General features: G+C 71.9%; 11 protein-coding genes. 7 read left to right on the top strand and 4 right to left on the bottom strand.

Going from position 1 to position 12,891, the window contains the following annotated elements; all coding sequences use genetic code 11:
* The first annotated feature begins 116 nt into the window (after nucleotides 1-116).
* The 7 genes from LH62_RS19615 (at nucleotide 117) to LH62_RS19585 (ending at nucleotide 7,678) form a co-directional block, all read left to right on the top strand.
* The gene (locus tag LH62_RS19615; protein WP_043363724.1) at nucleotides 117-857 is read left to right on the top strand and encodes a DUF1194 domain-containing protein; all 741 of its coding nucleotides are present in this window, start codon (nucleotides 117-119) and stop codon (nucleotides 855-857) included.
* 213 nt (nucleotides 858-1,070) lie between these two features.
* On the top strand, nucleotides 1,071-3,143 hold the full coding sequence (locus LH62_RS28580) for an HWE histidine kinase domain-containing protein (protein ID WP_052214718.1): 2,073 nt from the start codon (nucleotides 1,071-1,073) through the stop codon (nucleotides 3,141-3,143).
* Entirely contained in the window at nucleotides 3,140-4,099 is a 960-nt protein-coding gene (locus LH62_RS19605; RefSeq protein ID WP_043363723.1) for an NAD(P)/FAD-dependent oxidoreductase, read from the top strand. Before LH62_RS28580 ends, LH62_RS19605 begins: the two co-directional genes overlap by 4 nt.
* A gap of 65 nt (nucleotides 4,100-4,164) precedes the next feature.
* Nucleotides 4,165-4,431, top strand: coding sequence for a DUF3253 domain-containing protein (locus LH62_RS19600; RefSeq protein WP_043366213.1), 267 nt, complete (start codon nucleotides 4,165-4,167; stop codon nucleotides 4,429-4,431).
* Nucleotides 4,428-4,877: a DUF1499 domain-containing protein gene (locus LH62_RS28575; RefSeq protein WP_052214717.1), complete on the top strand. Its 450-nt coding sequence runs from the start codon at nucleotides 4,428-4,430 to the stop codon at nucleotides 4,875-4,877. The genes LH62_RS19600 and LH62_RS28575 overlap by 4 nt, the downstream gene beginning before the upstream one ends.
* Nucleotides 4,878-4,913: 36 nt before the next feature.
* The gene (locus tag LH62_RS19590) at nucleotides 4,914-6,644 is read left to right on the top strand and encodes an ABC transporter ATP-binding protein/permease (RefSeq protein ID WP_043363722.1); all 1,731 of its coding nucleotides are present in this window, start codon (nucleotides 4,914-4,916) and stop codon (nucleotides 6,642-6,644) included.
* 56 nt (nucleotides 6,645-6,700) lie between these two features.
* Nucleotides 6,701-7,678 (top strand): YihY/virulence factor BrkB family protein, encoded by a 978-nt coding sequence (locus LH62_RS19585; protein ID WP_082012672.1) that lies wholly within the window; start codon nucleotides 6,701-6,703, stop codon nucleotides 7,676-7,678.
* A gap of 60 nt (nucleotides 7,679-7,738) precedes the next feature.
* On the opposite strand, the gene recQ is transcribed toward LH62_RS19585, so the two are convergent.
* The 4 genes from recQ to cydC form a co-directional block, all read right to left on the bottom strand.
* Nucleotides 7,739-9,574: a DNA helicase RecQ gene (recQ, locus tag LH62_RS19580; RefSeq protein WP_043366209.1), complete on the bottom strand. Its 1,836-nt coding sequence runs from the start codon at nucleotides 9,572-9,574 to the stop codon at nucleotides 7,739-7,741.
* 60 nt (nucleotides 9,575-9,634) lie between these two features.
* Nucleotides 9,635-10,021, bottom strand: a complete 387-nt coding sequence (locus tag LH62_RS19575; RefSeq protein ID WP_043363721.1) for an OmpA family protein — start codon at nucleotides 10,019-10,021, stop codon at nucleotides 9,635-9,637.
* A 149-nt stretch (nucleotides 10,022-10,170) separates the two neighbouring features.
* A complete protein-coding gene (locus LH62_RS19570; RefSeq protein WP_043363720.1) occupies nucleotides 10,171-11,130 on the bottom strand; it encodes a radical SAM protein in 960 nt (319 codons plus the stop codon).
* Between the two features lie 118 nt (nucleotides 11,131-11,248).
* Nucleotides 11,249-12,889: a thiol reductant ABC exporter subunit CydC gene (gene cydC / locus LH62_RS19565; protein WP_043363718.1), complete on the bottom strand. Its 1,641-nt coding sequence runs from the start codon at nucleotides 12,887-12,889 to the stop codon at nucleotides 11,249-11,251.
* Between the last annotated feature and the right edge of the window lie 2 nt (nucleotides 12,890-12,891).

The raw sequence follows: 12,891 nt of genomic DNA, 5'->3' as shown, positions 1-12,891 counted from the left end.
AGCATAAGTCCGTTCTATGATGATTTTGTTTCGGGAAGGAAGGCGGTCACGGCCTCGCTTGTTCACGCCGCGGATCGGGTGCGCGCAGCGCTCATCCACGGCAAGAAGGGGGTCGTATGCGAAGACGCGAAGTGCTGGGCGCAGCCCTGGCAGTGCCTGCCATTCTCCGGCCCGGCCGGGCCCGGGCTGCGACGCCGGTCGATGTGGAATTGATCCTCGCGGTCGATGTCAGCCGCTCGGTCGATCCGGAAGAACAGGAGATGCAGTTCTCCGGCTACGAGGCCGCCTTCCGCGACCCGCGCCTGATCGAGGGCATCATGGGCGGCCCGGTCGGCGCCATTGCGGTGACGATGTTCACCTGGTCCGACTGGCACATCCAGAACACGGTCGTTCCCTGGATGCTGCTCGACGGTTCTGGCTCGGCCAACCGCTTCGCCGATGCCATCGGCAATGCGCCGCGGCGCACATGGCTCTATACCTCGATCTCGGGCGCCATGGATTATGCGGTGCGGCAGTTCGGCCAGGGCTTCGAGGGTACCCGCAAGGTCGTCGACATCTCGGGCGACGGCGTCAACAATTCCGGCCGGCCCGTCGCCGATGCGCGGGCCGAGGCGCTCGCCCAAGGCATCGTGCTGAACGGCCTCGCGGTGCTGGACCGGACGCCGCAGCCGCTCTCCCTCGCCTCCTCCCTGCCTCCGCTCGACACTTACTACCGCGACGAGGTGATTGGTGGCCCCGGCGCCTCCCTGGTCGTCGCCGAGGGGTTCCAGGCCTTCGAGGCGGCGGTGCGGCGGAAGATCATCCGCGAGATCGCCGCCGTGCCGGAGCCGGGTCCGGTGACAGAGCGCTTCGCCTGACGTCACTCCTGCCGTAACGTCCAAAAAATAGACAAAAGTCGTCATTGCGAACAGATCGCACCGAATGAACCATATTTTTCGACGAAACGGTTGATTTTACCTCTCGGTAATGTTTTCTGTTGCGGAGCCGTGGCTCCCTGACAGCCGCCCCGGCGGTGGAATTCACCGGGCGTGGCGATCGCGACCCGAGCCGGCGTCCTGCGGGGAGACCGAGTGTCCTTCATTACGAAGATCGGGCCGCCGAGGTCCTCGAGCCTGCGCCGCCGCATGATGGCGATCTACTGCGCGGTCGCCTTCGGCCTGCTCGGCCTCGCCGCCTTGATCGTCCACCGGGCGGAGACGCGGGCGCTCGGCTGGGCCGAGGCCGAGATGATAGGGACGGCGCGCGCCCTCGGGCAGACCATCGAGGGCCGCTTCGATGCCGCCGAGGCGGCGCTGCACGGCCTCGCCGCCATGGGATCCTATTCGCTCGGCAAGGGAGGGCCGGGAGGATTCGCCGCCCCGCTCGCCGCCTTCGCCCGTGCGGCCAATCTGGGCATGGTGAGCCTCGTCACGCCGGATGGCCGGTTGCTGCTCCGCTCCGGCGCGCCGCCCGGGACGGAGCCGCTGGACGTCCTGGCACCGCCAGCGGCCCGGCAGGCCTTCCTCACGGGCCGGACCGAGATCGGCGACCTGATCCGCGATCCGGCCGGCGGCGAGTACCAGGTCGCCGTCGCTGTGCCGGTCGAAAGGCCGGATAGCGGCGCCGAGCCCTGCCGCTGCTATGCCCTCAGCCTGTCCCTGGCCGCCACCGATCTCGCCGCTGCCCTCCGCAGGCAGGAACTGCCCCCCGGCTGGGTGGCAGCGGTGATCGACCGCACCGGCCATGTCGTCGCCCGCAGCGAGCGGCACGAGGAGTTCGTCGGCTCCGGCGTGATTCCCGCAATCAAGGCGGCGATCGAGAGCGGGTCGGAGCCCAAGGTCGTGCGGACGCGCCGGATCGACGGCGTGGAGTCCTCCATTGCCCTGGTCCGCAGCGGGAAGTCCGGCTTTCGCATCGCCATCGCCGCGCCGGAAAGGCTGTTGGCCAGCAGCTTGCGCGATCCGCTGCGCTGGGCGCTCCTCGCCGGCGTCTCGATCGCCCTGGCGGGGCTGCTGCTCGTCCTCCTGCTGGCCAGGAGGATCGTGCGCGGCATCGCCTGGCTGGGCAGTCTCGGCGAAGCCCCGCCGGCGGCGGCGGCGACCGTCACCGGCTTCAGCGAGATCGACCGCGCCGCCCGCAGCCTCACCAGGGCGGTGGAGGCGCAACGGCAGCAGGCGCTCGGATTGAGCGCCGGCTTCCAGGCAGCCAGCATCGGCCTCGCCCATGCCGAGCTCGAAAGCGGAAGGTTGCTGCTGGTCAACGCACGGCTCTGCACCCTGCTCGGGCAGCCGGAGGCCGGCCTGCTCCGGGGCATGGACATCGCCACCCTCTTCGGTGCCGAGGCAATCGGGGATTACCGCCTGGACCTGCGGCAGCATGGCAGTGCGACGCGCAGCCTTCGCCACCACCGCCCGGATGGCAGCACGATCTCCCTGCAACTCGGCATTGCCCCGATCACCGCGGCGGCGCTGACGCCGCCGCGGATAGTGCTGGTTGTGGAGGATGTCACCGAGCGGCACCGGTCGCTCGAACGCATGGCCCTTGTCATGCGGGAAATGTCGCACCGGGCGATGAACGCGCTGGCCCTGGTGCAGGCGACCCTCCGCCTCACCCCGCGCGCCGACGCCGCTGCCTATGCGGCTGCGGTCGAGGCGCGCGTCGCCGCACTGGCCAGGGCCCATGCAAGGCTTGTCGGCGACTGCTGGAGCGGCGGCAGCCTCCGGGCCCTGGCGGAAGGCGAGCTGCGGGTATTTCAGCCGAACCTCGGCGATCAACGGCGGATCGGCATCGACGGGCCGGAGATGCGGCTCCTGCCCCAGGCGGTGCAGCCACTGGCCATGGCCCTGCATGAGCTGGCCACCAACTCGACCAAGCACGGGGCCCTCTCCTGCCCGACGGGACGGGTCATGCTGCATTGGCGCACGGACCGGGTGCGGGAGACGCTGAGGCTGCACTGGGAGGAGGCGGACGGACCGCTCATCGCCGGTCCGCCGAGCCGGCGGGGCTTCGGCTCCCGCCTGCTCGATGCGACGATTCGGGGCCAGCTTGGCGGAACGGTCACGCTGTCCTGGCGCCGCACGGGCCTGTCCTGCCGGATCGAGATTCCCCTGGCGCGCGCCGCTCTTGCGGATGCGGCGGACGGGCCCATTCGAGGTGGTGCATGACACAGCTCCGGATCGCCATTCTCGGTGCCGGCCTTGCCGGCCTCGCCTGCGCCCGTGAACTCACCGCGCGGGGCGCCGCCGTCACCCTTTTCGACAAGGGCCGCGCGGCCGGCGGAAGGCTGGCGACGCGGCGGGCCGAGGCGGGCGGGCGCCGGCTGCAATGGGACCATGGCGCGCAATACCTGACGGCGCGCGGTCCCGGCTTCGCCGCGCTGCTGGCCGAGGCCGGGGCGCAGGGCTGGGGCGAGGCCGGGCGCTTCGTCGGCGTGCCGGGAATGTCCGCCCTGCCGAGGGCGCTCGCGGCCGGGCTCGACCTGCGCCCGGGCCGCCATGTGGTGGCCCTGGGCGGCGGGCCTGGTGCCTGGACGGTGCGGCACCTGGAAGCGGCGCTGGTGCGTCCGGGCAAGGCGCTGCCCGAGGTGGCACCAAGCGAGGACGGGCCCTTCGACGCGGTCGCCATCACCCTGCCGCCGGCCCAGGCGGCGCCGCTGGTGGCGCGACCGGCGCCGGGCCTGCGGGCGCGGATTGCGGAAGTCGGCATCGCCCCCTGCTGGACCGTGCTCGCCGCCTTCGGCACCCGGCCTGACTGGCCGGAAACGCTTCGCCCCGAGGCCGGGCCCATCGGCTGGCTGGCGCGGGACAGCGGCAAGCCGGGCCGCGACGCCGCGACCGAATGCTGGGTGATCCACGCCGGACCGCACTGGTCCCGCGCTCATCTCGAGGCAGAGGCGGCCTCCATCGGCCCTGCCCTGCTCGCCGCCCTGCCCCCGGCCCCCGTGCCGCTCCATCTCCAGGCGCATCGCTGGCGCTATTCCCTGGTGGAACAGCCGCTCGGCGAGCCCTGCCTCTGGCTGCCGGAGGCGCGGCTCGGCCTCGCCGGTGACTGGTGCCTCGCCGGCCGGGCGGAGGCGGCCTTCGACAGCGGGCGGGCACTGGCCGCCGCCATGTGCGGTTGAGTGATGGAACGGCGACGCAAAACCAGGCTGACAGCGCCGGCGTGGGGCCTATGGTGCCGGCCAGCATGAGCCCCACCCCCGACCAGGCCGTCATCACGGCCGAGATCCTCCGCCAGACCGCCGAGCGCGGCACCGAGAAATCCATCTGCCCGAGCGAGGTGGCGCGCGCCCTCGCCGGTGACGAGGAATGGCGCCCGCTGATGGGCCCCGTCCGCCAGGCGGCGATCGCGCTCAGCCGGGAGGGAGAGGTCGAGATTCTCCGCAAGGGGAAGCCGGTGCCGCCCGAGGAGGTCCGCGGCGTCATCCGCCTTCGCCGGCGGTCCGGCACATGAGTGCGCCGGTCGGGGCGCTGTTCGGCCGCGGCGCGGGCGGATTGTCGCCGGCCGAGCCGGTGGATTTTGCCCGGCTGGCCCTGCCGCCCTCGCCCAATACCTGCCTCGCCGCGCCGCCGGGCGGGCACCCGCAGGCGCACATCACGGTGCCGCCCCTGCCGGTCGATGCAGCGACGGCCTGGCCGGTGCTGCAGCGTCTCGGCGGGGGCTTCCCCCGCACGACTCTGATCCGCGACTGGCCCGAGCGGCGCCAGGCGCAATGGGTCGAGCGCTCGGCGCTGATGAACTACCCGGACATCATCGCCGCCGAGCTGGTCGCAGGCCCGGCCGGGGCCGGGCTGTTCCTTTACTCGCGCAGCCTGTTCGGCTGGTCCGATCTCGGCGTGAACCGCCGCCGGGTGGAGCAGTGGCTCGCCGCCCTCGACGCTGCGCTGCGCCGGCGCTGATCCCCTTCCCTCTCCTGCTTTCCCGGAGTGCCTGCCATGCGCCGCCTCGGTCATTTCCTTTCCGATGCCTGGACCGTGGCCGGCCCTTACTGGCGGAGCGAGGAGCGCTGGCGGGCCCGGCTGCTGCTCGGCGTCGTCATCGTCCTGAACCTGTCCCTGGTCGGGATGAGCGTGCTGCTCAGCTACTGGAACCGGGAATTCTTCAACAGCCTGCAGGAGAAGAATGCCGAGGCCTTCTGGGCGTTGCTCTTCTGGTGGCGGCAGACCGAGAGCGGGCCGATGCCCGGCTTCGTCTTCGTCGCCGTCCTCTACATCCTGATCGCGGTCTATGCGCTCTATCTCCGTCAGGCTCTGCAGATCCGCTGGCGTTCCTGGCTGACGCGGGAGGTGCTGGACCGCTGGCTTGCCGACCGCGCCTATTACCGCGTGGCGCTGACCGACTCGGGCACCGACAATCCGGACCAGCGCATCGCCGAGGATCTGCGGCAATTCGTCGACACCACCCTTGCCCTCGGACTTGGGCTGATGCGGTCGGTGGTGACGCTGTTCAGCTTCGTCCTGGTGCTATGGGGGCTGTCGGGGCCGGCGACCGTCTTCGGCATCACCATCCCCGGCTACATGGTTTGGGTGGCGCTGGCTTATGCGGTGGTGGGGACCGGCCTCGCCCATCTCGTCGGGCGGCGGCTGATCGCGCTGAACTTCCAGCAGGAGCGGGTCGAGGCGGATTTCCGCTACGCCCTGGTGCGGCTGCGCGACAATGCCGAGGGCATCGCCCTCTACGGCGGCGAAGCGGATGAGAAGCGGGGGCTGCGCGACCGCTTCGGCGCGGTGATCGGCAACTGGTGGTCGATCATGGTCGCCACCAAGCGGCTCACCTTCTTCACCAGCGGCTATGCGCAGGTGGCGATCATCTTCCCCTTCATCGTCGCGGCGCCGGCCTATTTCGCCGGGCGCATCCCGCTCGGCGGGCTGACCCAAACCTCGGGCGCCTTCTCCGAGGTCCAGGGGGCGCTGTCCTGGTTCGTCGATAATTACTCGTCGCTGACGGAGTGGCGGGCGACGGTGCTCCGCATCCGCGGCTTCATCGGCGCGATCGAGGCAGCGCGGGCGGCGGCCGGCAGCGGCATCGAGGCCGTGCCGGATGGCGGCGACGAGCTGGTGCTGGACGATGTGACGATCGGCCTGCCGGATGGGCGGGTGCTGATCGAGAATGCCTCCGCCCGGATCGCGCCGGGCGAGGCGGTGCTGATCGCCGGCCGGTCGGGCAGCGGCAAGTCGACGCTGTTCCGGGCGCTCGCCGGGCTCTGGCCCTTCGGCCATGGGCGGGTGCATGCACCAGCGGAGGGGCGGCTCTTCCTGCCGCAGCGGGCCTACCTGCCGCTCGGGACGCTGCGGCGGGCGGTCTGCTATCCGCGCGATGCGGCGGAGTTCGGCGATGCCGAGGTGCGCGAGGCGCTGGAGGCTGCCGGCCTCGGTCACCTGACCGGACGGCTCGACGAGGTCGAGGCCTGGGACAGGCTGCTCTCGGGCGGCGAGCAGCAGAGGGTGGCGCTCGCCCGCGCCCTGCTGCTGAAGCCGCGCTGGCTCTTCCTCGACGAGGCGACGGCGAGCCTCGACCCGGAGGCGGAATCCCGCTTCTACGAGCTGCTGAAGGAGCGGCTGCCTGGCACCTCGCTGGTCTCCATCGCCCATCGCCCGGCCGTCGCGCAGTACCACCAGCGGGCGCTCCGGGTCCGGGACGGGCAGCTGGTCGCTGCCCCGGCCTAAGCCTGGCGAAACCCTTTCCGCCTCCGGATGTTCGTCCGGCGACGGGAGACGGGTGGATGCTGAACCGGGTCTGGGTGCTGCTGCGCGAGACGGTCTACGGCTATATCGAGGACGAGGCGCTGAGCCGCGGCGCGGCCATCGCCTACTACACCGTCTTCTCCATCGCGCCGCTGCTGGTCATCGCCACGGCCATCGCCGGCATCTTCTTCGGCGAAGAGGCGGTGCGCGGCGCCATCGCCGAGCAGCTGCGCGGCCTGCTCGGCCGGACCGGGGCGGAAACGGTGGAGGGCATGGTCCGCGGCGCGGGGGACCTCACCAAGGGCACCATTGCCACGGTCATCGGCGTCGTCACCTTGCTGCTGACGGCGAGCGGCGTCTTCGGCGAGCTGCAGTCGGCGCTGAACGCGATCTGGCGGGCGACGCCACGCGAGGGCGGCACGGTGACGCGGCTGATGCGGGCCAAGCTCGCCAGCCTCGGGCTGGTGGCGGCGACGGGCTTCCTGCTGCTGACGTCGCTGATCGTCAGCGCGGTGCTCTCGGCGCTGATGACCTGGTTCCGCGACCAGCTGCCGGAGATGCTGCTGCTGCTAGGCGCGGCGAATTTTGTCATTTCCTTCCTCATGGTCGCGGTGCTTTTCGCGGCGATCTACAAGATCCTGCCGGACCGCGAGATCGGCTGGCGCGACGTGGTGGTGGGGGCGCTGGTGACGGCCTTCCTCTTCACCGTCGGGAAGACGCTGATCGGCTGGTATGTCGGCAGCAGCCATGTGGCGACCAGCTACGGCGCCGCGGGGGCGCTGATGGTGGTGCTGCTCTGGGTCTACTACTCGGCGCAGGTCTTCCTGCTCGGGGCGGAGTTCACCCGGGCCTGGGCCGGCTTGCAGGGGAGCCCGGCGGGCCAGGCGGCGCTGGCCGAGGCGCCGCATCAGCGCGGGCGGGACAGAAAGGCGCAGAAGCGGGCCGAGACCGGGCATTTCCTCGGCGGGGCCGCGGTGGCGGCCGTGCTGATGGCGGTGTTCCGGCGGCGGAAGTAGAGCGTGATCGCCGAAGGCCGGAACGGCCGAAGGTGTGAATCACGCGACCAGGTAACGCCTTCAGCCGATGTCCCTGACGACGCGCAGCACGGCATCCGCATAGCGCTCGAGCTTGCTGCGGCCGACACCCGGGATCATCGCCAGCTCCTCGGCATCCTGCGGGCGGCGCTCGGCGATGGCGGCCAGGGTGTCGTTCTGGAAGATGACATAGGCGGGCACGCCCTGCTCGGACGCCTCGCGCTTGCGCCAGGCGCGTAGCGCGTCGAACAGCGCATCGCCAGCCATGGCGGGCTCGACGCTGCGGCCGCGCTCGCGCGGGCTCGGGGCGGTCAGGGCGTCGAGGCGCAGCATCACCCGCTCCTCGCCCTTCAGGATCGGCCGCGCCGTCTCGGTCGGGACGAGCTCGCCATGGTTCTCCACCGCCACGTCGAGCGCGCCACGGGCGACGAGCTGCCGCGCGACGCCCCGCCAGGCGAGATCGGAGAGATCGGCGCCGATGCCGAAGGTCTTCAGCTGGTCGTGCGAGAACTGCGCGACTTTCGGCGTCAGCTTGCCGCGCAGTACGTCGACCACATGGCCGAGGCCGAAATGCCCGCCCGAGGGCAGCCGGGTGCGGACCACTGCGCTCAGCAGCTTCTGCGCCGGAATGGTGCCGTCGAAAAGGCGCGGCGGGTTGCGGCAGATGTCGCAGGTGCCGCATTGCTCGGGGCCCTGCTCGCCGAAGCAGCGCAGCAGGATGCGGCGCCGGCAGGTGGCGGCCTCGGCGATGGAGACCATCGCTTCCAGCCGGGCGCGCTCGATGCGCTTCTGCTCGGGCGTCGCTGGGCTGCCCACGATGCGGTGGCGGGCGAGCGCGATGTCGCCGGCGCCGTAGAGCAGCAGGGCGCGGGCGGGCAGGCCGTCGCGCCCGGCACGGCCGATCTCCTGGTACCAGCTCTCCGGCGAGCGCGGCAGGTCGAGATGCGCGACCCAGCGGACATCCGGACGGTCGATGCCCATGCCGAAGGCGATGGTCGCAGCCATGATGACGGCATCGCCGCGGGCGAAGCGGCGATGCGCCTGGCGCTTCGCCTCGCCTTCCATCCCGGCATGGAAGCAGAGCGCGTCATGCCCGTCGGCGCGCAGCCATTCGGTCGTCTGCTCGGTCTTGGCGCGGCTGCCGCAATAGACGATGCCGGCGCCGGAGCCGTCGCCGGCCACCTTGATGAAGGCGCGGAGCTGCGCCCGCTCGCTTTCCCGCGGCTCGGCGGTGATGAAGATGTTCGGCCGGTCGAAGCCGCCGCGGAAGACCGGGCTGTCGGCGAGGCCGAGCTGGGCGCGGATGTCCTCGACGGTGCGGGGGTCGGCGGTTGCGGTCAGCGCGAGGCGCGGCACGTCGGGGAAGCGCGTGGCGAGCAGGCCGAGGCCGCGGTATTCCGGGCGGAAGTGATGGCCCCACTGGCTGACGCAGTGCGCCTCGTCGATGGCGAAGAGGGCGAGCGGCCGGCGGGCGAGGAAGTCGAGCGTGCCCTCGAGCGTCAGGCGTTCGGGCGAGATGTAGAGCAGCTTGACGGCGCTGCGGGCGAGGTCGCGCTTCACCTCGCGCGCCTCGTCCTCGGGCAGGTCGGAATGCAGCGCGGCGGCGGCGACGCCCTGCTGGCGGAGGGCCGCGACCTGGTCCTCCATGAGGGCGATCAGCGGCGAGACGACGACGCCGAGCCCCTCGCGGCAGAGCGCGGGCACCTGGAAGCAGAGCGACTTGCCGCCGCCCGTCGGCATCAGCACGAGGCCGGAGCCGCCCGCCATCACATGGTGGACGATCTCCTCCTGGCGGCCGCGGAAACCGGGATGGCCGAAGACCCGATGCAGCAACTCGGCCGGGTCGGCAACAGCCCCCGGATGGGTCGGGGACTCCATGACATCGGGCATGCCACCTACATGGCATGCGCCGGGGCCGGCGTCAGCAATTGTTGCTGATTAGCTGCCGAGGAGAATTTCCACGCGGCGGCTCTCGGTCGGGATCATCTCGTAGGAAACCGGGCCGCGCGGCTCGATGCGGATGCGGCTGCGGTCGATGCCGGCGGCGACCAGCACATCGGCGACATTCCGGGCGCGGGCCTCGGAAAGCGAGCGGTTGAAGCCGGGGCTGCCCTCGGGGGCGGCGAAGCCGCGGATGCGGATCGGCGCGGCGGGGTTGGCCTTGGCGCGGTCGGCCACCTCGGAGACGAGGCTCGCCGCATTCTCGTCGAGCGCCGCGCTGTCGGCAGTAAAGAAGACGACGCTGCGCGAAGCCGGGGTCTGGCTGGGCGCCTGGCAGGCGGCCAGGGCAAGCATCGGCAGGGCAGCGAGAAACAGGCGACGCATAGGATCACTCCGGAAGCGATGTAATTGACCAGCGCGTAACGCAACCAAAGAGCGTGGATACGGCGAATCGCGCAACCCTGATCGCCCGGCTTCTCGCATGAGCGAGAGCGGCGACGGCCATCACATTCCGGAGGGCAAGGCGGCCCGCGTCAGCGCGAGCAGGCGGCACCGCCAAGGACGCAGAACCTGGCGCAATGCGGGTGGTTCAGCGCCACCGGGCGGGCAGCCTCGGCAAGCGTCCCGCCCAGCTCGAATTGCGGGTCATGGGGCAGCAGAGTGCAGGCGAGCACCGCAGGCGCCGCGGCGCCGCGACGCTTCACCAGCATCCGGGAGGAGGCGCACATCATGCTGTCCGGCGACTTGCCGAGGATGCCCCAGCAGGCGGTGGTGATCTCTGGCACGTCGGCCGCCGCATCCATCTCCGGGAAGAGCATCAGCGCCACCGGATCCACAGCATCGATCGGGATGCCGTGCTCGGCGAAAAGGCCAGCGAAACCGTCGCGCATCGCGGCCTCGCCCTCCCCGCCGAAGGCCGCCCGTCCAGCGACATGGACGCGGAAGCCCTCGCGCACCAGCCATGTCAGCCCATCGAGGGCGATGGCGAAGCTGCCTTCCTGCCGCTCCAGGTCGTGCAGCACCGCCCCGTAATGGTCGAGGCTGACGCGGAGGGTCAGCGCCTCGCCATACCGGTCCCGCAGCGAGAGCAAGGCCGCGGCTTGGTTGCGCATCGGCTTCATCGCGTTGGTCAGCACTAGGGCGCGATGACCGCGGGTGAGCACGTCCTCCAGCATGGCCGGCAGGTCGCGGTTGAGGAAGGGCTCGCCGCCGGTGAAGCCGATCTCCTCCACCGGCAGCCCGTCGCGGGCGATCTCGTCGAGGAAGGGGCGGAGCTCGGCCGCGGTGATGTAGACCAGCGAGTCGTTCCGTGGGCTGCTCTCGATGTAGCAGTTGCTGCAGGCGATGTTGCAGAGCGTGCCAGTGTTGACCCAAAGGCTGCGGAGGCCGCCGAGGGCGACCGTGGCGCGGGTCTCGCCCTTGGCCGTGACCCATGGGTCTCGGAATTTAGCGGGGTCGAGCGGTGGCGGGGCGGTCGGGGCTAGGACGGACATGGCTGCGATCTGGCCCCTAAAGCATGAACGCCAAAGGCTGGAACGGCCAAAGGGGCGAGTCATGCGATAAACAAACAGCTAGAGCATGGGCCACGATCCAGCGGTCGTGGCCCATGCCCTAGCCGGCCGCAGGCAAGGCCCGGCCGCCGGCGAGGCGGATGATGCGGGTCGGCCGTTCCGCCCCGGTCAGGCGATGGGCGATGAGGATGACGGTGCGGCCGGCCGTCACCTCCTCCAGGGTTTCGAGGAAGGCCCGCTCGGTCTCGGCATCGAGGCCCGCGGTCGGCTCGTCGAGGATCAGCACCGGAGCAGCGGAAAGCAGCACGCGCGCCAGCGCCAAGCGCCGCGCCTGGCCGCCGGAGAAGCGGGCGCCGCCCTCGCCGCAGCGGGTCTCGAGCCCCTCCGGCAGGGCGCGGACCAGGGTGCCGATCCCGGCGCGGTCGAGCGCCCGCCACAGGGCGGCCTCGGGCGCGAACGGGGCGGCGATGCGGAGATTGGCCGCGATGCTGTCGTCGAACAGCCGGGCATCCTGGCTGAGGCAGGCGATGCGGCGGCGGACATCCTCGGAGGCGAGATCGGCGAGGTCGGTGCCGCCCAGAGTGATGCGCCCGCCCTGCGGCGCGGCGAGCTTCAGCAGCAGGGCGGCAAGCGTCGACTTGCCGATGCCGCTCGGCCCGAGCAGGGCGAGGCGGGTGCCTTCCGGCAGATCGAGATCGAGGCCGTCGAAGACCGGCGGGCGGTCGGGCTCCCAGGCGAAGCGGAGGCCTTCGACCCGGATCGCATGGCCAGCGGGCAGGTCGGCGGGTTGCGGTGGCTCGGCCAGGGGTGGCGGCGCGTCGGCTGCCTCTAGTAGCCGGCGGGCGCCGGCGGCGGCGGCGGCCAGCGCCGTCCCGGCCCGTGGCAGGATGCCGACCGTCTCGGCCGTCGCCAGCACGAGGAACAGCGCCAGAACCGTCATCCCCGGCGCCCCGCCGCCCAGCCCCCAGGCGAGGGCGGCGAGCAGCGCGGCCTGGCTCAGCACCGTGCCGGCGGCCCCGGCTAGGGCGGCGCGCCCGGCAAGGCGGCGCTGCGCCCGGCCGAGCTCCCGCGCCTCTTCCGCCAGCGCCGCGCCAGCCCGCCCCTCGGCATTGGCGGCCAGCGTGTCCTCGATGCCGATCATCGGATCGACCGCGGCGGCGCGCAGCCGGCCCTGCGCCCCGGCCGCCTCGGCCGCGGCGCGGGCGGCGCCCGGGGCGAGCAGGAATGGGAGGACGAGGGCAAGCGCCAGCGGCAGGGCGACGGCTGCGGCGAGCAGCGGATGCCCGGCCAGCAGCGCTACCACCACCAGCACCAGGGCGAGGGCGGCGGCGACCGGGACCATGACCTTCAGGTAGAGCCCGTCCAGCGCCTCCACATCCGCCACCAGCCGCCCGAGCAGGTCGCCGGAGCGGCGCAGGCCGATGCCGGCGGGCAGCCGCTCGGCGAGGCGGCGGAAGAACCAGACGCGGGTATCGGCGAGCGCGCGGAAGGTGGCGGCATGCGTCACCATGCGCTCGGCCCAGCGGGCGGCGGGGCGGAGGCCGATCAGCGGCTTCAGGAGAAAGAAGGCGACGGCCGCGGCGACGGCCGCGCCACCCAGGGCATCGGCGACGGCCTGGCCGGCGAGCGCCAGCAGCGCGGCGCCGATGAGGGCGGAGAGAATGGTGACGCCCAGGCCGGCGGCCAGCCAGCCGCGGCGCCCACGCCAAAGGCCGAGGATGCGGAGAAGGTCGGCGGTCATGA

The organism is Belnapia sp. F-4-1 (assembly GCF_000802185.1).
GTDB lineage: Bacteria > Pseudomonadota > Alphaproteobacteria > Acetobacterales > Acetobacteraceae > Belnapia.
The sequence above is the reverse complement of the archived record's forward strand: the minus strand, read 5'-3'. Positions and strand labels throughout refer to the sequence as shown.

Coding starts and splice junctions, on each gene's coding strand:
- LH62_RS19615 (WP_043363724.1), top strand. CDS start 117: ATGCGAAGACGCGAAGTGCTGGGCGCAGCCCTGGCAGTGCCTGCCATT.
- LH62_RS19605 (WP_043363723.1), top strand. CDS start 3,140: ATGACACAGCTCCGGATCGCCATTCTCGGTGCCGGCCTTGCCGGCCTC.
- LH62_RS19600 (WP_043366213.1), top strand. CDS start 4,165: ATGAGCCCCACCCCCGACCAGGCCGTCATCACGGCCGAGATCCTCCGC.
- LH62_RS28575 (WP_052214717.1), top strand. CDS start 4,428: ATGAGTGCGCCGGTCGGGGCGCTGTTCGGCCGCGGCGCGGGCGGATTG.
- LH62_RS19590 (WP_043363722.1), top strand. CDS start 4,914: ATGCGCCGCCTCGGTCATTTCCTTTCCGATGCCTGGACCGTGGCCGGC.
- LH62_RS19585 (WP_082012672.1), top strand. CDS start 6,701: ATGCTGAACCGGGTCTGGGTGCTGCTGCGCGAGACGGTCTACGGCTAT.
- recQ (WP_043366209.1), bottom strand. CDS start 9,574: ATGGAGTCCCCGACCCATCCGGGGGCTGTTGCCGACCCGGCCGAGTTG.
- LH62_RS19575 (WP_043363721.1), bottom strand. CDS start 10,021: ATGCGTCGCCTGTTTCTCGCTGCCCTGCCGATGCTTGCCCTGGCCGCC.
- LH62_RS19570 (WP_043363720.1), bottom strand. CDS start 11,130: ATGTCCGTCCTAGCCCCGACCGCCCCGCCACCGCTCGACCCCGCTAAA.
- cydC (WP_043363718.1), bottom strand. CDS start 12,889: ATGACCGCCGACCTTCTCCGCATCCTCGGCCTTTGGCGTGGGCGCCGC.